This is a genomic window from Dehalococcoidales bacterium, from assembly GCA_035529395.1.
Taxonomy (GTDB): Bacteria; Chloroflexota; Dehalococcoidia; order Dehalococcoidales; family Fen-1064; genus DUES01.
This window is the reverse complement of the sequence record DATKWT010000166.1, coordinates 1-23,847: the sequence shown is the minus strand read 5'-3', so window position 1 is coordinate 23,847 and position 23,847 is coordinate 1. Positions and strand designations below refer to the sequence as shown.

At 55.4% G+C, this 23,847-nt stretch carries 28 protein-coding genes and 1 pseudogene; 17 read left to right on the top strand and 12 right to left on the bottom strand.

Annotation, left to right across the window (positions count from 1 at the left end):
• The coding region (locus tag VMW13_10415) for an Ldh family oxidoreductase (protein ID HUV45226.1) at positions 1 to 377 on the bottom strand (377 nt) is incomplete at its 3' end.
• Positions 378 to 768: 391 nt separating this feature from the next.
• Here VMW13_10415 and VMW13_10410 point away from each other — a divergent pair.
• Complete coding sequence (locus tag VMW13_10410) at positions 769 to 3,195, top strand: DUF362 domain-containing protein (GenBank protein HUV45225.1); 2,427 nt, start codon at positions 769 to 771, stop codon at positions 3,193 to 3,195.
• A 142-nt stretch (positions 3,196 to 3,337) separates the two neighbouring features.
• On the opposite strand, the gene VMW13_10405 is transcribed toward VMW13_10410, so the two are convergent.
• Complete coding sequence (locus tag VMW13_10405) at positions 3,338 to 3,883, bottom strand: rhomboid family intramembrane serine protease (protein HUV45224.1); 546 nt, start codon at positions 3,881 to 3,883, stop codon at positions 3,338 to 3,340.
• A gap of 644 nt (positions 3,884 to 4,527) precedes the next feature.
• Here VMW13_10405 and VMW13_10400 point away from each other — a divergent pair.
• Entirely contained in the window at positions 4,528 to 4,653 is a 126-nt protein-coding gene (locus tag VMW13_10400; GenBank protein HUV45223.1) for a hypothetical protein, read from the top strand.
• A 146-nt stretch (positions 4,654 to 4,799) separates the two neighbouring features.
• Here the strand turns inward: VMW13_10400 and VMW13_10395 are convergent, their stop codons facing one another.
• The 5 genes from VMW13_10395 to VMW13_10375 all read right to left on the bottom strand — a co-directional run bounded on the left by VMW13_10395 (position 4,800) and on the right by VMW13_10375 (position 8,642).
• Positions 4,800 to 5,663, bottom strand: coding sequence for a glucose 1-dehydrogenase (locus tag VMW13_10395; GenBank protein HUV45222.1), 864 nt, complete (start codon positions 5,661 to 5,663; stop codon positions 4,800 to 4,802).
• 257 nt (positions 5,664 to 5,920) lie between these two features.
• Entirely contained in the window at positions 5,921 to 7,390 is a 1,470-nt protein-coding gene (locus VMW13_10390) for an ATP-binding protein (protein HUV45221.1), read from the bottom strand.
• A gap of 52 nt (positions 7,391 to 7,442) precedes the next feature.
• Positions 7,443 to 7,694 (bottom strand): MerR family transcriptional regulator, encoded by a 252-nt coding sequence (locus VMW13_10385; GenBank protein HUV45220.1) that lies wholly within the window; start codon positions 7,692 to 7,694, stop codon positions 7,443 to 7,445.
• Positions 7,695 to 7,877: 183 nt separating this feature from the next.
• Positions 7,878 to 8,045, bottom strand: coding sequence for a hypothetical protein (locus VMW13_10380; protein ID HUV45219.1), 168 nt, complete (start codon positions 8,043 to 8,045; stop codon positions 7,878 to 7,880).
• Between the two features lie 243 nt (positions 8,046 to 8,288).
• A complete protein-coding gene (locus VMW13_10375; protein HUV45218.1) occupies positions 8,289 to 8,642 on the bottom strand; it encodes a hypothetical protein in 354 nt (117 codons plus the stop codon).
• A 148-nt stretch (positions 8,643 to 8,790) separates the two neighbouring features.
• Here VMW13_10375 and VMW13_10370 point away from each other — a divergent pair, with 148 nt between their 5' ends.
• The 4 genes from VMW13_10370 (at position 8,791) to VMW13_10355 (ending at position 12,528) form a co-directional block, all read left to right on the top strand.
• On the top strand, positions 8,791 to 9,252 hold the full coding sequence (locus tag VMW13_10370) for a rhodanese-like domain-containing protein (GenBank protein HUV45217.1): 462 nt from the start codon (positions 8,791 to 8,793) through the stop codon (positions 9,250 to 9,252).
• 173 nt (positions 9,253 to 9,425) lie between these two features.
• The gene (locus VMW13_10365; protein HUV45216.1) at positions 9,426 to 9,599 is read left to right on the top strand and encodes an SHOCT domain-containing protein; all 174 of its coding nucleotides are present in this window, start codon (positions 9,426 to 9,428) and stop codon (positions 9,597 to 9,599) included.
• 78 nt (positions 9,600 to 9,677) lie between these two features.
• Positions 9,678 to 12,368 carry a heavy metal translocating P-type ATPase gene (locus tag VMW13_10360; protein HUV45215.1) on the top strand — a complete coding sequence of 897 codons (2,691 nt, stop codon included), beginning with the start codon at positions 9,678 to 9,680 and terminating at the stop codon, positions 12,366 to 12,368.
• 16 nt (positions 12,369 to 12,384) lie between these two features.
• Entirely contained in the window at positions 12,385 to 12,528 is a 144-nt protein-coding gene (locus tag VMW13_10355) for a hypothetical protein (GenBank protein HUV45214.1), read from the top strand.
• Between the two features lie 34 nt (positions 12,529 to 12,562).
• On the opposite strand, the gene VMW13_10350 is transcribed toward VMW13_10355, so the two are convergent.
• The 3 genes and pseudogenes from VMW13_10350 to VMW13_10340 all read right to left on the bottom strand — a co-directional run bounded on the left by VMW13_10350 (position 12,563) and on the right by VMW13_10340 (position 13,938).
• Positions 12,563 to 13,474 (bottom strand): FAD-dependent oxidoreductase, encoded by a 912-nt coding sequence (locus VMW13_10350; protein ID HUV45213.1) that lies wholly within the window; start codon positions 13,472 to 13,474, stop codon positions 12,563 to 12,565.
• Between the two features lie 47 nt (positions 13,475 to 13,521).
• Positions 13,522 to 13,707, bottom strand: a pseudogene (locus VMW13_10345) (glutaredoxin domain-containing protein).
• Between the two features lie 84 nt (positions 13,708 to 13,791).
• The gene (locus tag VMW13_10340; protein ID HUV45212.1) at positions 13,792 to 13,938 is read right to left on the bottom strand and encodes a hypothetical protein; all 147 of its coding nucleotides are present in this window, start codon (positions 13,936 to 13,938) and stop codon (positions 13,792 to 13,794) included.
• A 213-nt stretch (positions 13,939 to 14,151) separates the two neighbouring features.
• On the opposite strand from VMW13_10340, the gene VMW13_10335 reads away from it, so the two are divergent.
• Complete coding sequence (locus tag VMW13_10335; GenBank protein HUV45211.1) at positions 14,152 to 14,832, top strand: Crp/Fnr family transcriptional regulator; 681 nt, start codon at positions 14,152 to 14,154, stop codon at positions 14,830 to 14,832.
• Positions 14,833 to 14,883: 51 nt separating this feature from the next.
• On the opposite strand, the gene VMW13_10330 is transcribed toward VMW13_10335, so the two are convergent.
• Positions 14,884 to 15,693 (bottom strand): methyltransferase domain-containing protein, encoded by an 810-nt coding sequence (locus VMW13_10330; GenBank protein ID HUV45210.1) that lies wholly within the window; start codon positions 15,691 to 15,693, stop codon positions 14,884 to 14,886.
• 171 nt (positions 15,694 to 15,864) lie between these two features.
• On the opposite strand from VMW13_10330, the gene VMW13_10325 reads away from it, so the two are divergent.
• The 10 genes from VMW13_10325 (at position 15,865) to VMW13_10280 (ending at position 23,450) form a co-directional block, all read left to right on the top strand.
• The gene (locus VMW13_10325; protein ID HUV45209.1) at positions 15,865 to 16,095 is read left to right on the top strand and encodes a hypothetical protein; all 231 of its coding nucleotides are present in this window, start codon (positions 15,865 to 15,867) and stop codon (positions 16,093 to 16,095) included.
• A 38-nt stretch (positions 16,096 to 16,133) separates the two neighbouring features.
• Positions 16,134 to 16,859 (top strand): 4Fe-4S binding protein, encoded by a 726-nt coding sequence (locus VMW13_10320; GenBank protein HUV45208.1) that lies wholly within the window; start codon positions 16,134 to 16,136, stop codon positions 16,857 to 16,859.
• A gap of 30 nt (positions 16,860 to 16,889) precedes the next feature.
• Positions 16,890 to 17,264, top strand: coding sequence for a nitrous oxide-stimulated promoter family protein (locus VMW13_10315; protein HUV45207.1), 375 nt, complete (start codon positions 16,890 to 16,892; stop codon positions 17,262 to 17,264).
• A gap of 313 nt (positions 17,265 to 17,577) precedes the next feature.
• Entirely contained in the window at positions 17,578 to 18,105 is a 528-nt protein-coding gene (locus tag VMW13_10310; GenBank protein HUV45206.1) for a ferritin family protein, read from the top strand.
• 65 nt (positions 18,106 to 18,170) lie between these two features.
• A complete protein-coding gene (locus VMW13_10305) occupies positions 18,171 to 18,857 on the top strand; it encodes a flavin reductase (protein ID HUV45205.1) in 687 nt (228 codons plus the stop codon).
• 1 nt (position 18,858) lies between these two features.
• Entirely contained in the window at positions 18,859 to 20,043 is a 1,185-nt protein-coding gene (locus VMW13_10300) for an FprA family A-type flavoprotein (GenBank protein HUV45204.1), read from the top strand.
• A 101-nt stretch (positions 20,044 to 20,144) separates the two neighbouring features.
• Entirely contained in the window at positions 20,145 to 20,351 is a 207-nt protein-coding gene (locus VMW13_10295) for a ferritin family protein (GenBank protein HUV45203.1), read from the top strand.
• Between the two features lie 186 nt (positions 20,352 to 20,537).
• Positions 20,538 to 22,046, top strand: coding sequence for a catalase (locus VMW13_10290; GenBank protein ID HUV45202.1), 1,509 nt, complete (start codon positions 20,538 to 20,540; stop codon positions 22,044 to 22,046).
• A gap of 183 nt (positions 22,047 to 22,229) precedes the next feature.
• Positions 22,230 to 23,069, top strand: coding sequence for a ferritin-like domain-containing protein (locus VMW13_10285; GenBank protein ID HUV45201.1), 840 nt, complete (start codon positions 22,230 to 22,232; stop codon positions 23,067 to 23,069).
• 33 nt (positions 23,070 to 23,102) lie between these two features.
• Positions 23,103 to 23,450 carry a desulfoferrodoxin family protein gene (locus tag VMW13_10280; GenBank protein HUV45200.1) on the top strand — a complete coding sequence of 116 codons (348 nt, stop codon included), beginning with the start codon at positions 23,103 to 23,105 and terminating at the stop codon, positions 23,448 to 23,450.
• Positions 23,451 to 23,643: 193 nt separating this feature from the next.
• On the opposite strand, the gene VMW13_10275 is transcribed toward VMW13_10280, so the two are convergent.
• Positions 23,644 to 23,847, bottom strand: a 204-nt coding sequence (locus tag VMW13_10275) for a hypothetical protein (GenBank protein HUV45199.1), incomplete at its 5' end; no start/stop codon positions are given.

Below are 23,847 nucleotides of genomic sequence, written 5' to 3'. Positions count from 1 at the left end.
GAAGCACCATAGTGGGTGCTATTCCGTGCCGCAACGAACCCGGCTCCGGTCTCTTTCGCCCGGCTGATTGCCTCATTCATTGCGTGATAGCCGACCACGAAGCCAAGCCCGTTGTCGCCATCCATGACCGCAGTTGAGGGTGCACGGCTGAAGACCTGAGGCTTCGGGGTGACGTTTATCAGTCCCCGCCGTATCCGGTTACCATAGAACATCCGCAGGTGGGCAACACCGTGGGATTCCACACCCCGCAGGTCGCAGGCGACCAGTATCCTGGCAGTTATCTCGGCATCTTCTTTCGGTACACCCAGTTTTTCAAGCGCTTCTGTTGAAAATCTGGTCAGTTTTCCGGTGTCAACCCTTGGTCTTTCCTCAGACAATGGTCATTCCTCCTTTTTCCTTTGGTTGCCGTTGCGTGCTATCGTGCCGCCGCTCCCCACCGACCACTCGCGATACAGTGTATAGTAGCCTGCCACCTCTGCGACGGTCGGCTGACAGCCAGTTTATACTTTACATTATTGGAGACATGCGGGCAACACCTCAGCCGCAGATGCGGGGGACACAGTAAGAGTATAATCCCACCCCCTCTCCGAGACTGTCTCGCCGCCGAGATTCTGAGCGGCGGAGCCGCGAAGAATCTTAGAAGGGAGGTACGGTTGAGCCGCCATGTTTTCCGCAATGGCTGTGTGGCCGGGAGCATCCTTTGGCGGATAGGCTCGGTGGTGTGTTAGAATACGCATTACACATGAGTTCGAAGGAGGGCCAGCAGACATGGTGGAATCAGGTAAGATTGTTAATTCTCCGCTCGGAGAGACCGGGGTTGATATCGGCGGTTCGGCAATTGGTGCTGTCAGACTCAATCCGGAGCTGGCCTACCATGCGATTCCGGTATTGCTCAAGGAGGTCATCGATGAAGGGAGCGAGAAGGCCTGGGCAGAGATAGTATCTAGAATCGACTATATCTACTCCGGTCTGGGTCACGCCATGGAAACCCTGGACAATGATACCGGCTTCTCCGCCGAGGTGAAAGCGAGGGTAGAACGAGGCCAGAAACTGTTTTTCAAGCCGAATATTGTGACGCCCGGAACGATTGACCGTATGACACACGGTCCGGGTAATATCGGCGTTTGCACGCCGTGGGAGTTTGTCGCTGCGCTGATGCGCTGGTTCCATGACAGGCTGGGGATATCCTACCACCAGATGTCGATTGGTGAAGGTGGGTCTGTGGTATCGGTCACGGCCGGTGTGGAGACACGTCTCCTGGGCGGCGACGGTGTCGTGACGACTCAGGCCGTAATGGAGGGTAAGCACGGTGATGTCTACGGCGGGTGGGGCTTCTACTTTACCCGGAAATACCTTGCGGATAGCCATGACCCGAACCATACCGATGACCCGATGAGTGGCTATGAAGAAAGCCTGTCCGGTGTCTGCCTGCCGTCGGGGCAGGTTAAGGACAAGTTGCTGGTCTACGATATCAACAAGATCGATGATGACCGCTCAAACGGTCGTGAGGTCCCTGTGGCCAAAGGCATTAACTTCCAGGCAATCACGCTGCACAAGGTTCTCGTGGGCGGTAATCCGAATAACGAGCAGGACCGCAAGGACTGGCCGGGGTGTGTGCTGGTGAACGTGTCCAAGCTCAAGATACACCAGGTAGAACTGATTACCAACGTGATTAAGAACCTGGGTGTCGGTCTCTACCCCATGGAGGCCAACGGGAGCACCGAGCCGGGGAAAATCCGGTGGTTGTATGCTTCTCCGGACCGCCCGATGCCGCCACTCAAGACCCGGGTTCCCCACAACAGGTGGGTGGGTGAGAGTGATGAAAAGACCGGGATGCCCCTCCGGGACAAGGACGGCAACTATATTATTAAAAGGACCGGTGGTATGGAAGCGTCCATGGCAGATATCATTGAGGCGGTCAAGGAGCAGGATATCATGATGCTCCACGTCGTTGATGCCATTGAGACGACCAATGTCTCACATGCCCAGATGGGTTTCACGCCGGTGCCGGAGGGCTTTATTTTCGCCAGCAATGACCCGGTCGCGGTGGATGTCCTGTCTGCCCGCTACCTCCACTCGATGCTCCCCGTTAACGAGGCGAGGAAGGTCCAGAAGGAGCACCACCTGCCTTCCGAATTCATCCAGAGGGTGCCCCTCCCGTATTCGGACGGGCAGAATATCCTTACCGGTGAGGGGTATGACTCCCCGATTTCCCGCTACCTGGCATTCCAGCACTGTGAAGAAAGGGGACTGGGGCAACAGCAGTATCATGTAGTCGGGCGTGATGAGTGGCATGGAGGCGAACTGGCCTCACTCCAGGGTCGCATCGGGCGAGTTGATGCCGGTGTGTTTTCCGAACTGGTCACCGGCACGATGTACTGGGATATATTCAAACCGCTCTGGGACCTCCAGGCGATGTGCTTTTCCTATCTGGAGGCGAATGACAGCCTGACCGGCTCCAACTACAGGCAGACGATACTCGAAGACCTCGATGAAAATGGTGATGGCGTAATCGATTACAGTGAGAAAGGCCGGGGGGTTGGCATTGGATTCATGACCTATGGTGCGCGCCTGATGGTAACGGACTTGAGCCCCCAGGATATGCTGCGGATAAGGTTCCTCCTTGGCGCAGTACCAATCCGGTTCCTGAGCAAAGAGTGGAACACCGACGGGCATGACTTCGGCCAGCGTTTTCAGGCCGTTGGCGCACTGCTTCTGGCATGGCGGATGTCGCAGATACCGGGGGAGAAACCGGACCCGTTCTTCCCGAAGATGACCTGGGGCAACGGTAAATGGCCCAGCCTGCAGTACGCAATACACAGGCAACTGTGCACCCGGATATACGGCCCCATGTTCCCTGACCGGTTTGACACGATGATGTCGCCATACGGACACGCTTTCCGGTATGCCGACCTGCAGTGGAATGGCAACAAATATACCGGCAATATAATGCCGGCCTTTGGGTTTGGTGCTGCCGCCCTGGGAGACGATATCATCGGGAAGTACCATGCGGACGTGGCCCGGGGAGGGAACCCGCTGCCCTTTGTTCTCTACGTACCGCCCGGGTTGGGGAGTATCGAGAACGGGCCTATCCCTAATGTTGAGGAGACTAACGACCCCAATCTGGTATTTACGGCAAGCTTCAAGGGCGGCGAAGAGGTCTGGCAGAAGCTGGTGCTCTCCGAGATACCCTAGCAGGGGGCTGTAAAACCATTTCGACCAATCCCCGTGCAGCCCGGATGGGGCACCCCCCTTCTGAGGGGGCTCACTCTGGACTCCCCTTTTTCATCACCCTGCCCGTCACCGGCAGGCGCGGGACGTGGTATCGATGGTGGTCCTAGCGCCGGAAAGCGCCGCGTTCCCTTTTCCGGAAGAAGTACCCGGCAGCGAGTCCGAGGACAAGACCACCAAGATGGGCCTGCCAGGCAACCCCGGGAAAGATTATCAGCATCCCGACCACCACGACAATCCAGAGGTCTATAGGAATCATGAACCACAGGTACACTTTCAGTCGGGGTCTCATCACTGCCATCACGCCCATGACGGCATACAGTGCACCGGAGGCACCGACCACTGTTGCGAAATCGGACCCCAAAACCAGAAAGGCGACATTGGCCAGTAATCCTCCTGCGAAATATACCAGGAGGAACCTGGCCTCTCCGACCAGTCCAAGAAGATAGGAACCGAAGAAATACAACATGAGCATGTTTCCCAGGAAGTGCCACAGGCCGGCGTGGACAAACATATTGGTCACAATTGTCCATGGCTCGTTGCCAAGCTCCATTGGCGTAAGACCGAAAGTGGATATTATGAGGCTGCGTTGTATCATAGTGGCGATATAGAACAGCAGATTTACTCCCATAATGATCCATATCGGGGTCATATTTATGCCTGGTCCACGGAAACCGCTGTATCTAACTCTCACTCTCGACTAACCTCAAGCTCGACTAACCTCAAGTTCCTTTAGTTTATTATGACATATGGTGTGGTACAGCACCAATAGCTACAGAATAAAAAGTGGAGGGCGCTACCGAAGCACCCTCCACCACATGTCACTCCAAGTCGAACCGGACTCACTCGCGGCTCTCGGCCGCACCAAGCCTCTCTTTTACGAGAACGGCTTCCAATTTATTTCACCGAGCCGGGTTCGTTTTCAGCCCGCCCTGCTCTCGCAGGGCCTTAAGAATCAACCTGCCAAACTCCCAATACTGCATGAAGTCTCATAATGCACCTCCACAGTATTACTCAGGACCGGCCAGTCCAACCTTCTATACTCTACCACAATGGACGGCTTTTGTCAATGTTTGTATCGTCCGGTCGTACATTCGGGATTCCCGGGAAGGCGCTTTCTTAGACCTCATCATACGTTCTGAGCGTATGCACGGACCTGCCGCTCCGACACGGACTGGAACGTTGATGGCACCACGTCGTAACTTCTCTGCAACCCTTGAAGAGAACTGTTAACCGAGGCTTAACATCGGGGCTGTATACTGTGACTAACAAAAGGATAAGGGAGGAGGAAATCAAATGAACTATCTGGTAAAGTCAGCCCGAGCGGTTACACGGATACTGAGCACAGTCATTGGAGATGGTGTTACCTCCCCGACCGATAGGGCACTCAAGCAGAACCCATACCTCGGTACCTACCGGTAAATCCTGAAACCCGATAACAAAAGGCCTGCCGGACACCCGGCAGGCCTTTTTCTTTCTGTGAATTCCCCGATGCCAGGACCGGCTGGCAGCGAAACACACTTCAGGATGTTGTTCTCATCCTCCCATCTCCTCAGCTGTGGTCAGATTCATGGTGAGTCTTGCTGGACCTGCTGCTCAAAGGCCTGCATGATGGCAGCCAATAATGGTGAAGCCTCCGGGTCATCCCCGGCCCACTGTCGTCCCCCGGTGAGGCCACCGTCAACAACCAGGGCATGGCCATTAACGAAGCTGGAGTCGTCACTGGCCAGCCACAGGGCTGCCTGAGCGATGTCCTCGGGGAGACCGGAGCGTTTTATTGGCTGCAGGTCGGCGAAGACGGGCTTCAAGGACTCCGCCATCCTGTCAGCATCCTCGGCGGAAAGGCCGATGCCCCTACCGAAAATGGAGGTAGCAATGCCTCCGGGGCAGATGCAGTTCACCCGCACACCGCTGATGCCCAGCTCCATGGCAACCGTACGCGTGAGGTGGACTATGGCTGCCTTGCAGGTGCTGTAAGGATGGGCGCCGAAACCCGTCTGCAGGCCGGCAACGCTGGCAGTGCTGATGATGCTTCCCGAGCCCTGGCGTTTCATGACCGGGGCGGCATACTTGATTCCAAGGAAAACACTGCGCAGGAGCAGGTTGATTGTCGTGTCCCAGTCCTCTACCGGAATCTCCTCGATAAGGCCCGAGGCACCACCGGAACCGGCGTTATTAAATATGCAGTCCAGGCGTCCCAATTTCTGCTCGGCGTGGTCCACAAGCATCTTGATGTCTTCTTCCCGGGTAACGTCAGCGTGGAGGAAGGTAGCGTTCGGTCCCACCTCCTCGGCAACCCGCTGTGCCATAGTGTCTTCGATGTCCCCGAAGACCACTCGTGCCCCCTCCTGTACGAAGAGCCGTACCGTTGCCCGGCCGATTCCGCTGGCCCCGCCGGTTATCACCGCTACCTTGCCATCAAGCTTACCCATTTCATTATCTCCTTATGTCCGTGTGTTGCTTGATTCTAGCAAGTGTTAGAGCAGGCGTCAAAGTGGGGGAGCTTCGTGGGTGGTTTCAGAGTGAGAGGCAGTCGTGAAGGGGGTTTGGCCGCTTCATGAAAGCCCATGCTTGTTCTGCAACAACAAACCCAGGGGCCAACCGGCGGAGAAACAGGTCCGTACCAGTTAGCCCCCTCCGGGCTACTTATCAGAGCCAGGCCAGGTTCAGGTACCATTGTGCGGAAGGGTCACCACAGTAGTGGTTCCGCTTCGGCAAGGACACCCACCATCTCGTCGGCAACTCTCTCGGCATCAGCGCCGTATTCCTGCAGCAGGCTTTCCTTGACCCATATCGAGAAGAGGTAGCGCAGGCAGCGCCGGTCCTCTCTCTGTGCCAGCAGGAATTCGGAGTGCTCGCGGTTTATCCAGATGGAGCCATCGCCCGGGTCATACAGGCTCCGATAGTACGCCCTGTCGTCCGGCAGTGACCGCAGGGCAATGGCCGGGGCGCGACTGGGAGCACGTACCGCGGTCCTGGTGGCTCCGTCGCCGTCGCCGTTACCGGAGAGGGCTGGCAGATGTTTCGTCATGTCCCTTGAAGGAGCGCGTCCCCTTTCGACGCCGGCAGCCGTTATCACGGTAAGGTCAGCCAGTAATCCCCGGTCGCGGTAGCGCAGGAATTTATCTATCAACCTTCCTGCCTTGTTCAGGATGATGGTGAAACGCCGCTCCTGAGAGTCGGTACTAACCTCCTGGATAAGCCTCTGGATTTGAGGTTCGAGCTTACGCAACTCGGTGACGAAGGAGCGGAAGACCTCGTCCTGTATCACGGCGGTCTTATCGGCGGTACGCTTGAGTCGGTCACAGCGGATATATCCCTCGAGGCGCTGGTCCAGCCAGGGGAGGGCCTTGAAGTCGGCAAGGTCGGTAAGTGGACAGACCAGGGTACCGCCCCGTCCGTAGAGGCTGATGTGGGCATCCGGTATCTCCCAGGGTAGAACGTAAAGCTCGGCGAAGGCGGAACTCGCCCCATTTATCGGCAGGCTGGTAGAAAGGACTTTCACGCCCCGAAAACGCTGGGAGTGGATTTGCTCGAAATCAGCGCCGTCCGAGATGGACATGGCGTACAGGTTTGCCCTAAGGTCGCTGGCAAACTGCTGCCCCAGTGAGTCCTTAATCCGTTCCTTGGATAGCTGGGCAGCGATATCTGGTATGATACCTTCGAGGTAAGCAACGGTTCCGTGGTGAGTGTGCTCGTGGTCCGGGCAATGCTCAATTACCTCGGCGCGTCCGGTCTTCAGCCAGGGACGCTTCAGTACCAGGCAGCTTGATGGCTTGCCTTCCTCGGCGGTAGAGGCAAGGTGCAGTTCCTCGGTAATCAGGGCAAAAGCCAGCAGGCCGATACCCTGTTCTCCTCTCAGGGCGAGGCTGATCTTCTCGGAGTCCCCGATTCGGTGAAGGACCTGTTTCATCTTCTCGGACGTCATCCCGCCCCCGTTATCCTGGATGCTGATGCGCTTTAGCGTGCCCTCGTTATGGCCATTACCTGCCGCGTGGTAATGCAGCCGAATCCAGACGTGTCCTTCCTCCGGCCTGGCCTGCTCAATGGCGTCAGCCGCGTTCTCGACGAACTGCTTCAGTGCCTCCTGGGGGTTACGACAGACATTGGCCAGGACCTGGAAAACTCCGGGACCGGTAAGAAGCTTCACTTTGGCCATGGGTCACCTCCTGTTACCTTATCCTTCCAATACACTGCTGGAGCGATTGTACCTATCTGACATCGAACAGGCGCGGATTCTGGAGTTCCTGCAGCGCCTTCTGAAAAGCCACGTCCCAGGTGAAACCATCCCGGCGGTACTTGATGGTGAGTTGCAGCTTTCGGATGTCCGTATCCGGGTACTGTCTGACCGTCCGCCGCTTCAATTTTGCCATCACGGGGCTGATGAAGCCTTTCCTCTCCAGATAGTGAAGCTCGTCCACCGAAGCTCCGGTTTTCCTGGCAAACTCAGTTATTCTTATCATTATATGAAGTATTTCATGAAATTATACCTGAGTATATCAAATGAATCACAGTTTGTCAAGCTTTCCGGAGGTAGAAAAGGAACTCTGCCACCAGTCCTGGCATCCGGATGTTGCGAAGGGTCTCACCCTTCGGGACATACTTCCTGGTATTTCTGCAACTGAGTCCTTGGTGCTGGCTATCGTTTAACGGTTGTTGAGATAGGCGAGGATGGCGGATTCCATCCCGGCGGGATCGAACCAGTCCTGCCGGATGACAACGGTACCGTTGGTCCCTATCAGGTAGGCGATGTTCGGTGCCGGACCATAGGTGCACCAGAGAGGGTTGTCAATCTCATCCACGAGTACCGGCACCGTTATTCCCTCCGCGGCGACAGTCTTGCCGGCAAGGGCAAGTCGTTCCTGGTAGGTCTCCGGCTGGGTAACCGGGTTGCCGGCTTCATCGGTGCTGTAAGCGCCGGTCCACTCCTGGCCGGAATACGGACTCGCCGAGCCGGCGGGATGGGCTTCAACGGTGTAGATAATAATGAAGTGAAGCCTGTCGCCGTATTTTTCGTAGAGGTCTTCAGTGGCGGCGCACCGTCGCCGGAAGGGTGGTCAGGTAAAGGAGCCGAAGACCATGACCACCGGTTTCTCGGTGAGCAGGGCGGAAAGGCTGTACTCACGTCCCCGAGTGTCTTTCAGGGTGAAATCGACCGCCACCGTCCCGACTTCGAGGCCAGAAGACCCCTGACCACGCTGGCAGTCGCGTGTCAGGGCGTCGGACGATGTCAGGTTCGTCATCTTACTGATGGTGGCTTCTCCGGGAGCGGTGGTTCGGGCAGGGGCAGTATCCTCGGCCGGAGAGCACGCCAACAGGAGTGCCGACACAAGCACTACCATCACGGTAGAGAGCAGCCTGCTCGGGGCTATCCGTCCTACCTTGTGGACACCGATTTCTTCCAGCATCATACCAGTATTATAGACGATGTCGGAGCGGGTTGGTTAGCTCTAATGGTACCGGGTAGTGCCGGCTGTCTTGGTGTATAATGGTGGGTACCTGCGGAAACTCAGCCTACACGACAGCGTGGAGACAGAGACAAGCCAGGAGGGGACGACCATGAAGACAGCAGACAGAACCAGGAAGAACGGCATCATGCCGACGGTAGTCGTGCCGATATTGCTGATGGTGGTTGTGGTGACCGGCGGCTGCACGGTAGGAACGGAGGAGGTCCCTGCCGGGGTGTCCCAAACGATTGAAGACATCACTGTGCAGGAGGCTGCCGAGATGATAGAGGAGAGGTGGGGGGATGCCGACTTCGCAATCATCGACGTGCGGACGCCGGAGGAATTTACCGAGGGCCACATCGAGGGTGCGGTGCTGGTCAACTTCCGGGACGATGACTTCAGAGACAAGGTGGGCGAGTTGGACCGGGATAAGACACATCTCATCTACTGCCGGAGCGGTGCCAGGAGCGCGGGAGCGCGTGACGTGATGGCGGAACTGGGTTTCCGCGAGATATACAACATGTCCGATGGGATTCTGGGCTGGGAGGCAGCAAGGCACCCCGTTGTCCAGTAGAGCTGGAGCACGGACAGCCAGCGTTCCCGCGGGTCTGTGACCTACGTCATATTCGGCTTGAGGTGGGTATGGTAACCTTCTTTTGAAGGGTGATAGTGTTTTGAGGATGAGAGGTGGCTATGTGGTATTTCGGTGATGGTATGGGTTGGTGGATGTTCTCTGGAGGCCCGTGGATGTTCGTACTATCTGCGGTTGTGGTAGGGCTAGTTGTCTGGGCAGTGATCGCATTGTCGAAGCGGAACGCGACGGGCGGAAGGGGCGATTCAGTCAGCATCGCCAGGGAGCGCTACGCACGCGGCGAGCTATCCCGGGAAGAGTTTGAGCAGATAAAGAAGGACCTGTCATAGGTCTTTCTATCTATTTCTCCGGTATCACTCAGGAGCACCGGGTGTCAATCTCAAAATGTCCTGGGGACGGATAGGTAGATGGTTATAGATACCAGGAAGAAGCGTAAGACGGTTGTACCCGTCATCGGTATGACATGCACCAACTGTGCGGCGACGATAGAGAAAGGTCTGGCCGCAGTTCCCGGTGTGGAGAGAGCCAGCGTCAACTTCGCCTCGGAGAAGGTCTCGCTGGAGTACGACCCTGCGAAGGTAGACCTCGGTAAGCTCAGCAAGACTATCTCCGACCTCGGCTACGGGATGGCGACCACGAAGGCCATCTTTCCGGTCGGTGGGATGACGTGCGCGGCCTGCGTTGCCCGCGTAGAGGAAGCCCTGTCCGGCGTTACCGGGGTTGTATCCGCCAGTGTCAACCTGGCCTCGGAGAAAGCAACCGTAGAGTACGTCGAGGGGACAGAGTATGCCGACCTCAAGCAGGCGGTGGCCAGGGCCGGCTATGAACTCGGACAGGAAGCGGAGACCCTGGAAGACGTCACCTCCGCTGCCCAGCGGGAAGTACGGTCGGTGCGTAACCGGCTCATCGTGGCGGCCGCTCTGGCGATTCCGATTTTCGCCCTGATGTGGGTGCCGGACTTCACCGGCAAGCTCTTTCTGCTCTGGGCCCTGGCAACGCCGGTGCAGTTCTGGGCGGGCTGGCGTTACTATCGCGGGATGTGGGGTGCGCTGCGACACCGGACGGCTGACATGAACACTCTGATTGCCGTCGGAACCTCAGCGGCCTACTTCTATAGCGTGGTCGCCGTGCTCTTACCGGGGCTCTTTGCCGCCGAAGCACTGGAACGTAACGTCTATTTCGATACCTCGGCAATGATAATAACCCTGATTACGCTGGGCAAGTTCCTGGAAGCTCGCGCCAAGGGGCAGACCTCGGCGGCGATAAAGAAGCTGATCGGCATGCAGCCCAAGGTGGCCCTGGTTGTCCGTAACGGTGAAGAGAAGGAAATTCCGATAGAGGAAGTGCAGGTTGGCGACCTTATTCTGGTGCGGCCGGGCGAACGAGTTCCCGTAGACGGGATTATGCGGGAGGGACACTCCAGTCTCGACGAATCGATGGTCACCGGCGAGAGCATTCCCGTCGAGAAGAACGTCGGTGATGAGGTCATCGGCGCCACCATCAACAAGACGGGCAGTTTCCGTTTCGAAGCGACCAAGGTAGGTAAGGATACCACCCTGGCCCAGATAATACGGCTGGTGGATGAGGCGCAGGGAAGCAAGGCGCCCATCCAGCGCCTGGCCGATGTTATCGCCAGCTACTTCGTACCGATAGTGCTCAGCATTGCCATCATCACCTTCATCGTCTGGTATTTCGTGGGACCGGCGCCGGTGCTGACCTTTGCCCTGCTGAACTTTGTCGCTGTGCTCATTATCGCCTGTCCCTGCGCCTTGGGGCTGGCCACACCCACGGCGATAATGGTAGGTACCGGTAAGGGGGCAGAGAACGGCGTCCTCATCCGCAGCGCCGAGGCACTGGAAAGGGCGCACAAGATTGACACTGTGATGCTGGACAAGACCGGTACGCTGACCGCCGGTGAACCGAAGGTGACTGATGTTATTGCCGCCCAATCTTCTTCCAGGGAGGAGGTCCTCCGGCTGGCGGCCTCGGTGGAGCGCGGCTCGGAGCATCCCCTCGGTGAAGCCATTGTCCGTGCCGCCACGGAAATGACGCTGGAGCTGTCCCCGGTCTCAGAGTTCAATGCGGTCCCCGGATATGGAGTCGAGGCATCGGTGGATGACAGGCGGCTCCTGCTCGGTAACCTGAGGCTGGTGGAGGACAGGAAACTCGCTCTGAACGGCCTGGGGGAGGAAGCCGGGCGTCTTCGTGAGCAGGGCAAGACGGTGATGTTCCTCGGCGTCGATAGCCAGGTGGTCGGTGTCATTGCTGTGGCCGATACCATCAAGCCCGACGCCGCGGAAGCTGTTGCCAGGCTGAAGCGGATGGGCATCTCGGTGGTGATGCTCACCGGTGACAATCGCCGCACTGCCGAAGCTATTGCCCGGGAGGCGGGAGTTGACCGCATACTTGCCGAGGTGCTACCGGAGCACAAGGCCCAGGAAGTGAAGAACCTCCAGGCCGAGGGTAAGGTAGTGGCGATGGTCGGCGACGGTATCAACGATGCACCCGCCCTGGCCCAGGCCGACGTGGGCATTGCCATCGGCACCGGTACGGACGTTGCCATGGAGACAGGTGATATCACGCTCATCCGTGGTGAGTTGAGCGGGATTGTCACCGCGATATCGCTCAGTCGGAGCACGGTGCGGACAATCAAGCAGAACCTGTTCTGGGCCTTCGCCTACAACACCGTGCTGATACCGATAGCGGCCGGGGTACTCTACCTGGTCTTCGGACAGGGCGGTGTGCCCTCCGGGGCGAAGTTCTTCTTAGGCGACTTCGGATTCCTGAATCCAATCCTGGCGGCGGCCGCAATGGCGGCCAGTTCCCTGACGGTGGTATCCAACTCACTGCGACTGAGGCGGTTCCGGCCGGTCCGTTTCGAGAAGACTGTCGGAGTGGGACCGGTGGCTGTATCCGGAGAAGAGAGTGGAGGAGGTACATCAATGGCTATTGACCCGGTTTGCCACATGGAAGTCGAGGAGAAGTCGGCGGCAGCCACTTCTGAGTACAATGGGGAGACCTACTACTTCTGCGCGGTGGGGTGCAAGAAGGCCTTTGACCAGGACCCGGAGAAGTACCTGGCGGCCCAGGAGAAGTAGCCCCGAGGAGTGAGGAATGTCACGCTTGAACGCTTTCTTCACCAACATGTCAGCGCCGATGCCGCTGCACCGGAAGCTGTACCTGCTGCTGCGCAACAGCCTCATCAAGGCGTGGAAACGGCAATCGTGCTGCGGCCACCCCGGTGAGCCGGGGTGCTGAGAGACGGCTGGATAACCTGCCGGTCAGGCAGGACTCAGCCCAGCCTCTGCAGGTAGCGGTGTGCTCCAAGCGCCGCCTTGGCGCCCTCGCCGGCGGCAATCACTATCTGCTTTTCCGGCACGTTTGTTACGTCTCCGGCGGCGAAGAGCCCGGGCAGGGCGGTCTCGCAGGAACAGTTTACCGGTACCTCCCCGGTCTTGTTCAGTTTCAGGAGGCCCTTGACCGGGTCCGAGTTGGGCACCAGTCCGATCTCGATGAACACGCCCGTGACATCGAGACGCTTCTCTTCGCCGGTCTTGATGTCCTTAATCACCATGCCTTCGACCAGTGGGTCGCCTTCTATTCTCACCGTCTCGTGCTCGGTGTAGACGGCGAGCTTCTCTCCCTCGGAGAGCTGGCTAATCAGGACGGGGTCTCCTGTCAGGGGAGTCAGGGAGACCATGTCCACGTGCTCACCGATCTTCAGCATGTCCAGTACGGCCTCGAGGGCGGAGTTGCCACCACCCACGACAGCCACCCTCTGCCCGGCGAACACCGGGCCATCGCAGACGGCACAGTAGGCCACGCCCCTGCCGACAAGCTCCTTCTCACCGGGCACATTGAGCATCCTCGGTTTCTTGCCGGTGGCCAGAATCGCTGCCTTTGACTGGTGGCGGTCGCCGTTCTCCAGTACCGCCTCGTAGCCGCCGTTAATCTTCTCCACCCGGGATACCTTGTCGCCAATCTTCTGGTCGATGGGAAACTGGTCTACCTGGGTCTGGAACTTGCCGATGAGCTCCGGCGCCTCGATAAACTGGTAGCCCAGGTAGTTCTCGATACCGAGCGTCCAGTTCATCTGCCCGCCGATGTCCTGGCTGATGAGGGCGGCGTTGAGTTGTTTGCGTGCCGCGTAGACAGTGGCGGCCAGGCCCGCAGGACCACCACCGATAACCATCAGGTCGTACATGGTTACCTCCCCCCGATAGAATGCCCGAACGGGGCCGTCTATCGGCCTTAGCTGGCCAGTAATTCGTCGATTTTGCCCTGGTTGAACCCTACTACGATGTCATCGTCAATGATTATCACCGGGACGCCCATCTGACCTGACTTCTGCACCATCTCCTTAGCCTTCTCACGGTCAACAGCGACATCGTGTTCCGTGTAGGAAATGCCTTTTCGCGAAAGATACTCTTTCGCCCGGTGGCAGTAGGGTCAGGTGGGGGTGCTGTAGATGATGACTTTCTTCTCTACCATGTTTCACCTCACTTCCTTGCGTTGCCGCAGCTAGTCTTCTGGGTGTATGTGCTCACCCACTACCGGATTGCCACATACCGGGCAGATAGCCACCAGCTCTACCCGGCAGTTTGGGCATTGTCCCGGTTTCTCGGATTCCTTGCCGCATTGCGGACAGACGTACTTCTCATTCGCCATCACACAAGCCTCCTTGGTTTGCTCGCAATAAACCGGCCCTGCGAATAAGGGGCACTGACACTCTTATTGTATTGCGTTTGTCGCTAAGAACCATGACCTGCATCATACTCGCTACCGGAGCACATACCGGGGGTTGCCCTTACCGTTGTATGTGCTATAATCCGCCCACAGGTAGGTAAATGTCAAGTCCAGGCGCGGTAGGGGAGAGGTGGATTGCGGGAAACGAACAAAACCCAGATTCTGAAGCGCTCCTCGATATTCTCCGGTCTGAGTGACGATGAGCTCGCCGCCCTGGCCGAACTCGCATTCGAGTATAGCTTCATGCCGGACCAGTTCGTTTTCTGGGACGGTGACGCTCCGGAACGTTTCTACGTTATCACCGAGGGCAGTGTCAAGGTGGTGAAGCATTCCTCCCTGGGTAAAGAGTTCATCATTGCCTTCTTCGGTCCCGGCGAGATGTTCGGTGAGGTGGCTGTCTTCGAGAACAAGTCCTACCCCGCCTCCGCCCAGGCAGTGGCCCGGACCAGGGTGCTGGGTATCAGTCGGGAGGACTTCCTTGCCTTTCTAACCGACCGTCCCCAGGTGGCACTGAGGATTATCAACGTCCTCGGAGGGCGGCTCCGGGACGCACAGGGCAGGCTCCGAGACCTTGCCGGGGAACGGGTCGAGCAGCGTATCGCCGCCGTGCTGGTCATGCTTTCCTCGAAGCTCGGCGATACACTTCCCTTCACCCGACAGGAGATTGCGGACATGGCAGGGACGACCACCGAGACCACAATTCGGGTGATGAGCCAGCTAAGGAGTCGCGGTATCATTAGCTCTGTTCGCGGCAGGGTGACCATTCTTGATGCCGAGAAGCTCCGCCTCCTGAGTGAGGGGTATCCTCGGGTGTAGTGCTCCCGGTGCAGCGGGGTGGTGACGCGTCGGGGTATCTGGAAGAGACCGTCACAGCCGCTTCCAGTACTTCCTCTTCCAGCCGTCGGACTCTCTATACCTTGAGAACTCATAATGCCACTCGGGTGAAAGGAGAAGAGAGTGCTGGCTTTGTTCTTCGGCCGTTGTCTCTGCCGTGCCCGGACAATGCACAATGAATCCGTCTGCCCTGACCACCCGTTCGAATTCTGCCAACTCCTCTTCGAGTCGCCACCCGAGCGCGTGTGACGTTATGAGGATGTCGGCGAATCGGTCAGGAAGAGGAATGGCGTGCAGGAAACCGTCAAGGACGAAGACATTGGACAGGTCAGCTTCCGACGCCTTCTCCCGGATGAATTCTCTCAACCGGGCTACCGGTTCCACCGCGAAGACCCACTTCGCCGTCCGCGCGGCCTCGAGCGCTACTCTCCCAGTGCCGGCTCCTCCGTCAATCACTACTGCCTCGTCAAGAGCGACGATGGAGGTGACCTCGCTGAAGTCCCAGTTATGGAAGTCCAGGGAGTCGTACACCTCCGGGCACTTGTTGTAGACGAGAAGGTCGGCGATGGTCCAGACCACCCTGTCCGTACACTCTTTCAGCTCGTCCTGGCTCACTGAACGACTGGATTGTGCCAGGATGCGTTCGATGAAGGCGGCGATAGTGGGGCACCGGGCTACAAGGAAACGCCTGATGGAAGGATGCGCCGAGAGTACGGCAGCGAATTCCTGCTCGGGTACCCACCCGGGAAGATAGCCAATCTGAAACGGTTCCAGGAGGAACAGGTCTTCAGCCTCGAGACATGCCCCCTTGAACATGCGCTTGAATTCACTGGCAGATGCCATGACAGACCCCCTCTCTCATGTCGGCATACGGCCAATGATACCACAACAGGTGCCACAATTCCCCCGAGTTTGGAGTCTACATGACTTATATCATAGTGCGTGCTCTCAGTCCGAGCTATGATTACTACTGAGACCAAGAGGAGTCACTCTCCAAAGGAGGAGATAAGAGTAATGACGTTCAAGTGTCCCGGTCAGGATATGAGAAACCTGCGAGTATCACTGCATAAGTGCCCCGACTGCGGCGCCGAGGTGGAGATATTCTCCGACGAGGCGAGGGTCAGGTGCCCCAAGTGTGGCACCAGGGTATACCGTGAGAAGGTGCCGTCCTGCATTGACTGGTGCGCTTCCGCCCGCCAGTGCCTGGGTGAGGAGAGGTGGAAGGATTTGAGGGGGGAGGACTAACCGGGATCACCCTGTGGGTAGTTGATGGGAGGCGTAAGATGACAATCAGAACCACAAGAAAGATAGTACACATTGATGAGGAGAAGTGCACCGGATGCGGGGTCTGTATCCCGTCCTGCGCCGAGGGTGCCCTCCAGATTATCGACGGTAAGGCGAAATTAATAAGCGAGAAGTTCTGTGACGGCCTCGGGGCATGTCTCGGTGAATGTCCTGAGGGAGCGATAACCATTGAGGAGCGGGTGGCCGAGGGTTTCAATGAGGAACTGGTCAACGAGCACCTTACCAGTCAACAACAGGTGGAGGAGACGTTGCCCTGTGGCTGTCCCGGGAGTACGGTTACCCGGTTCGAAAAGCCGGCGATAACGGAGACTGCCACCGAGACCGGAACCTCCCAGCCTTCGATGCTCGGTCACTGGCCGGTGCAGATGACGCTGGTACCACCAGGGGCGACGTTTCTTCAGGGGACCGACCTGATACTGGCAGCGCACTGCGTGCCGTTTGCCTATGCCGGCTTTCATCAGGATTTCCTCAAGGACCACAGCCTGCTGATAGCCTGTCCCAAGCTGGATGATTTCCAGGCACACCAGAAGAAGCTGACGGATATTCTGAGCCAGTCGGACGTGAAGAGCCTGACGGTCGTGCACATGGAAGTACCCTGCTGCTCCGGTCTGGTGCACATGGCACGGCAGGCAATTCAGGCCAGCGGTAAAGATATACCCCTCAAGGAAGTCACCATCGGCGTCCGGGGTGAGGTACTGACATAGAGTCGTGGTCGGCCAAGACATCGGAGGCGTATGTCAAAGCTCTTTGAAAGGATGGACCGCAAGAAAGCCAGGGATGCCAGGGTCCTGGCCGATTTTGTGAACATCTTCTGCCGGGAGAATCACCGGTACGAGCCGAAGAGCCTCTTTCCCGGTGAGGATGAAGCCCTTCGACAGGCAGCAGGTGACAGACCTCTGCTGCTGTGCTCGGAATGCCGTAGACTGCTCTATCACGGCATTGTCAAGCTGCTCCAGTGCCCTTATGACCCCAAGCCAATGTGCAAGAAGTGCGAGAATCCCTGCTACGCTCCTGGCTACCGGGAGAGGATGCAGGAGGTCATGCGCTTCTCCGGCCTCTACCTGGCGAAGAGCGGTCGACTGGACGTGCTGTTTCACTATTTTTTCTGAGGAATCTAATAGTGGCGCTCATGGAAGTACCCTGTTGCAAAAGATTGATTTTTGTGGTAAAACAGGTGACGCATTTAGCTGCCAAAGATATATCCCTTGAAGTTGCTACCATCAGTATTAAGGAGTACAATAATCGTCTCAGGAAATATTGTAAGAGGAATTGACTTAAAGTTGCTGCGGTAAGAGCTATGAAGGTCACTGTTTCGGTCAGGAAGAAGGGGAAGGCCAGTAAGCAGCCTATCGCTCATCTCTGCTATCCCATTTCCCATATATACGGTCAGGTATTCTCATCACTCACCGGAGGAAATTACTAATGGAAATCGAACAGGACCAAACCCTTAATGCACTTCAAACTGCTATCCAGATGGAAATTGATGGCAAAGAGTATTACCTGGAAGCCAGCCGGAAAAGCAGCAATAAGCTGGGCAGGGAGTTATTGCAGACACTCGCCGCTGAAGAAGACTTACACCGGCAGAAGTTCCAGAGTATCTTCGACACCATACGGAATAAAAAGGAATGGCCTACGGTTGATTTCCAACCTGAGGGAGGCACACTGCTAAGAACAATACTTGCCCGGGCTGAGGGCACCGACTCTAGTATCAAGGCTTCGGCTACTGAGCTTGATGCGGTACAGACAGCCATAGACATGGAGAGTAAGACCTATGATTTCTACAAGAGCCAGGGGTCTGATGCTCGCTACGGTGCAGAAAGAGATTTTTACGAGGCTCTGGCAGCCGAGGAGAGGGAACACCAGCTGGTTTTGCTTGATTACCATGAATACCTTAGAGACCCGGCAGCATGGTTTGTAAATAAAGAGCGCCCATCTCTGGATGGTGGCTGAATAGGCGCGGGATATCTGGAGCTAACAGGTGAGGTATAGACATACAGTAGTTACGGAGGACATAAATGAATCATATGGCTTTGCACAGGATAGGTTACGGTCTATACGTTGTATCCTCAAGAAAAGGAGACAGGCATAATGGGCAGATTGCGAATACCGTGTTTCAGATAACGTCTGAGCCACCTACAATCGCCGTGAGTATCAACAAGAGTAATCTAACCCACGAATATATAAAAACAAGTAATGTCTTTACCGCTTCTGTTCTCAGTCAGAATACCCCACTCTCGTTTATTGGTCACTTTGGCTTCAAGTCGGGCAGGGATATAGATAAACTTGAAGGCATTGACTTTATAACAGGTGAGACCCAGGCTCCCGTGGTTACTGAGAATGCCCTCGCTTATCTGGAAGCCAGGGTGATTCAAGACGTAGATGTGGGAACCCATACTCTTTTTATTGGAGAGCTTGTGGGAGCAGAGGTCCTTGGAGAAGGCGAGCCGATGACCTATGCTTATTATCACCAGGTCAAACGAGGCACCACTCCCAAAACAGCCCCCAGCTATATCGAGGAGAAAAAGGAGGTGAAGTCTGAAATGGCTAAATACGAATGTTCTGTCTGCGGCTGGGTCTACGACCCGGAACTGGGTGACCCCGATGGCGGGATTGAACCGGGGACACCTTTTGAAGACATACCTGATGACTGGGTATGTCCCGTCTGTGGGGCAACCAAGGATGAATTCGAAAGGTTAGAATGACATGAAACCGAGAGAAATAAAGCCAGGCATTCACTGGGTAGGTGCCATTGACTGGGACCGGCGTTTATTCGACTCTCTGATACCACTTCCCGATGGTACAAGTTACAACTCGTATTTAATCGAGGGCACGGAGAAGACTGCGCTTATCGATACCGTCGACCCTGCTATGCAGGACGTGTTATTAAACCAGTTGAGTGAACTCGGAGTTCAAAAGCTAGATTATGTGGTTGCCAATCACGCTGAGCAGGACCATTCCGGTACTATCCCCCAGGTGCTGGAGAAATATCCTGAAGCGAAAGTGGTATGCACCCCCAGGTGTAAGGACATGCTCATCGACGTGCTCATGATTCCGGAAGAGAAGTTTGTAACGGTCAACGATAAAGAAACCATTTCGCTGGGGGATAGAACACTGGAGTTTATCCATGCCCCCTGGGTCCACTGGCCGGAGACCATGCTTACTTACCTGAGCGAAGACAGGATACTGTTCCCCTGTGATTTCTTCGGCTCCCACCTGGCTACAACCGACCTGTATGTCAGGGATGGAGGGCAGGTCTATGAAGCGGCTAAGAGATACTACGCGGAAATCATGATGCCCTTCCGGACTATTATTCAGAAGAACCTGGATAAGATAAAGGACTACGCCATTGGCATCATTGCTCCCAGCCACGGCCCCATGCACGATAGACCCGAGTTTATCCTGAACGCCTATCATAGCTGGGCATTCGACGAACCAAAGAACATCGTGGTGCTGCCCTATATCTCGATGCACGGCAGCACCCGCAAGATGGTGGAGTACTTCGTCGGCGCTTTGATTCAGAAAGGCGTAACCGTTAAACAGTTCGACCTTGCCGTAACCGACATCGGGAAACTGGCCATGGCCCTGGTGGATGCGGCGACAGTCGTCATCGGGACACCTACTGTTCTCACCGGTCCGCACCCGAATGTCGCCTACGCGGCCATCCTGGCGAACGCCCTGAGACCCAACCTGAAATTCATCTCTATCATCGGCTCCTATGGCTGGGGAGGTAAGGCAGTTGAGCAACTCGCTGCCCTCATTCCCAACCTGAAGGTAGAAATACTGGAACCGGTGTTGAGCAAGGGCTTTCCCAGGGAAGCCGGTTTCAGTGCGCTGGACAAGCTGGCAGCTACCATTGCCGAGAAACACAAAGAACACGACTTTGCCTGATAGCTCTCCATAAAAGGAGGAGAAAAATGGCTCTTAAAGGGAAGTAAAATTTTAGGGGAAGTTTTCGTCTTCTAAAGAAATGATACCAGGGAGGAAAAGACATGAACTGGCGGCAATTCATTCGCGTGATGAAGATAGATGAAAGAGGTGCACGGGCAAAGTATAAAATTGCATCTAAGGCAGCAAAGAGTCAGGCCATGAAAGAAATCTTCGAGAAACTGGCCTATGAAGAGGAAGTCCACATTGACGTTCTGAATAGATTTGAAAAGGAACTCACCTCTCTATTGGCTGAAGAAAAAAAGCGATAGCCCTATCTAGTGTATATGATAAGTGCTTGATCTAATGCGAGTTCCTTCAATTTCAGGTGACCCTCTTGTCACTTCCTCCTTTAATGCCTTTTGATTATAATGACAGACATATAATAGCTGAAAACATAATAACGTGCAGTCTGGCAAATCTTATAAGGAATCATCATTATTGAAAGGAGGAGAGAAATGTCAGAAGAGAAGAAAGTCTACACTACCGGTTTCGGCGCACCAGTCGATAACGATCAAAACAGTATAACTGCAGGCAGTAACGGCCCCGTACTGATGCAGGATACACACCTTCTGGAAAAGCTGGGGCATTTCGACCGGGAGCGTATCCCGGAACGTGTCGTCCATGCCAAAGGTACCGGGGCACACGGCTACTTTGAGGTTACCGCCGACGTAACCAGGTACACCAGGGCAAAATTCTTGTCCGAAATCGGTAAGCGCACCGATGTCTTCGCCCGCTTTTCCACTGTGGGTGGCGAGAAGGGATCGGCAGATGCGGAAAGAGACCCCCGCGGATTCGCAGTCAAGTTCTACACTGAAGAAGGCAATTACGACATGACCGGGAACAATACGCCCGTCTTCTTCATCCGTGACCCGCTGAAATTCCCTGATTTCATTCATACTCAGAAACGCCACCCGGGCACCAACCTTAAAGATGCGGACATGTTCTGGGATTTCCTTTCTCTGACCCCGGAATCTATCCACCAGGTTACCATCCTCTTTTCCGACCGGGGGACACCCAGGACATTCCGAAACATGAACGGTTACAGCAGCCACACATTCAAGTGGTACAACACAAAGGGTGAATATTTCTGGGTACAGTATCACTTCAAAACGGAGCAGGGAATCCAGAATCTAACCCGTGACGAAGCCACCGAAATGAAGGGGAAAGACCCTGATCATGCAACGCGCGACCTTCATGAGGCTATTGAAAGAGGTGAATACCCATCCTGGCGGTTGGAAATGCAGATTATGCCCCCGCAGCAGGCCAAGGAATATCACTTCGATCCTTTCGATATCACCAAAGTCTGGTTCCATGCTGATTATCCACCTTTCACTATAGGTCGTATGGTACTCAACCGGAATCCCCAAAATTACTTTTCCGAGGTGGAGCAGGCTGCTTTTTCTCCCGCGAACTTCGTTCCTGGAATTGCAGCCTCACCAGACAAAATGCTACAGGGGAGGCTTTTCTCCTACCATGACACTCATCTACACCGCCTGGGGCCCAACTATCATCTGTTGCCCATCAACAGACCCAAGGCCACAAAAGTCAATTACTACCAGCGTGACGGTTTCATGAATTTCACCGACAACGGTGGTGACAGCCCGAATTATTATCCCAACAGCTTTGATGGTCCGGAACCCCAAGTGGATGTTGCTGAGCCCCCGGTTGAAGTATCCGGACAAGCCGCTCGTCAACCTTATACCCATCCCAATGATGATTTCTTCCAGGCCGGAGAACTCTACCGAAGGGTGATGACCGATGAGGATAGAGAGCACTTGATTGGCAATATTACAACACATCTTTGCAATGCGCAGAAACGGATTCAGCTGCGCCAGACTGCTATCTTCTGTAAAGCTGATGCGGAATATGGCCGCCGCGTAGCCGAGGGACTGGGTCTCGACATTAAAGAGGTAGAAACCCTGGCTGAGATGTCTCAGGAAGAACGAGCTAAGGCTACGTCTTAGCTCAAAGATAAAGCAGAATAGTGACTTTCCCTGGAAGTATCTACCTGAAGGAGGAGAGAATAGGTATGAGATTACCGAGAAGGGGGAGGAGCCAGTAAAATGGCCACCTCAGTTCAGGCTTAATCTTATAAGGACGCGCTATAAAAGGTTATGGGATAAATAGCTGAAATATGGGAGGAACTAATGGACAAAGATGGAATTATTGCCCTTTTAAATCAGGACCTTGAGGGTGAGCATGGTGCCATCATTCAGTACCTAACACATGCTTATGCTATGGGAGAAGGTGAGATAGCTTGTGAGATTGAGCCACTCGCCAGGGAGGAAATGCGCCACCTGGACTGGCTAGCGGAGGCTATCGTAGAACTGGGTGGTGTTCCCAGTTTAGAGCGGGGTAAGATGCGCATGGGTGGCGAGTCAGTAGCCGACTGGATGAGAAATGATGTGCTTCTGGAAGAAGATGGCATAAACCTGTATCGGGAGCACATCAAGATTATAGATGACCCTGAGATAAAGAGGCTATTACAGCGTATCCTGTCTGACGAAGAATCACACCACGGTGATTTCGAGCACTTCGTTAACAAGGCGCAGAAGGAAGGAGCCAAAGATGTGAGGGGTAGTCGTACGGACAAGGTTGTCCAGACTCTCAACTGGGGTATCGAGCATGAGTATACGGTTATTCTACAATATATGTTCCAGTCACATATGACCACCAATCCGGAGGCCAAAAAGCAATTGGAAGACCAGGCTATTAACGAGATGCAGCACCTGGGATGGCTCGCTGAAAAGATAATCGATATCAGCGGCAATCCGAGAATTGAACACACCGAGGTTGATCGGTCAACTAAGACTGCTGATATGCTCCGAGCTGACATCAAGATCGAGCAGGAGGTGGCTAACACCTATGACCGTGCCGCCAGGGAGATTGAGGAGGCGGGCCTTAAACGGCTCCTGCTTCGTATCAGAGACCATGAAATATACCATACTGAGATTTTCAATGACCTGTTAAAGAAAGAGGAGCAGTAATGAGTAGGGACTCAGCCAGTAAGGAGGTGAATTATGCAGTTCCAGGATATACTGAAAACCGCGGAGTCCGAGGGAAAGGAAAAGCATGTACCGGTTATTGAGATCGGTAAGGGTAAAGGAGAAGGTGGAGCCGATATTGTGCACGTGGTGGTGGGCAAGGAAACACCGCACCCCAACACGGTGGAGCACCATATCGGTTGGGTTGAGCTATTCGGGGTGAAGCAGAACGGACAGGTGATAAACCTCGGTCGAGCTGCCTTTGCCCCTGCCTACACCAGCCCCAATGTCAGGTTCCAGGTGCCGGTGACAGAATTCATGGCTTTCTGTGCCCTTGCCTACTGTAACGTACACGGTGTGTGGGGAAATTGCCTGGAAGTCTGAGCAGGTACTGATAATAACCGTCACCTGTAAATATCAAGCTGCTCCAGTGCCCTTATGACCCCAGGCCAATGTGCAAGAAGTGTAAAACTCCCTGCTACGCTTCTGGGTACCGGTAGAGGGTGTGGGAGACAGTACGCTTCTTCGGCCTCAACCCCGACCTCTGTTGTTGCCGATATGGGATAGGTCTAGTCTCTCAGGGAAACTGCTGCTCTCGTTTCTCCTGGTTCCTGCCTGCAGTGGGGAGAAAGGGGTCAGAGGGATGAGGCATTGACATATGAGAAGGTGGCCAGTACCATAGCTGACTACACAGGTACTCTCCGGTGGCAACCAGTATCGGCTGTACTGGAGTGTAGCTCAGCTGGTAGAGCAGCGGACTGCCACTCCTGTGGGACGTTGA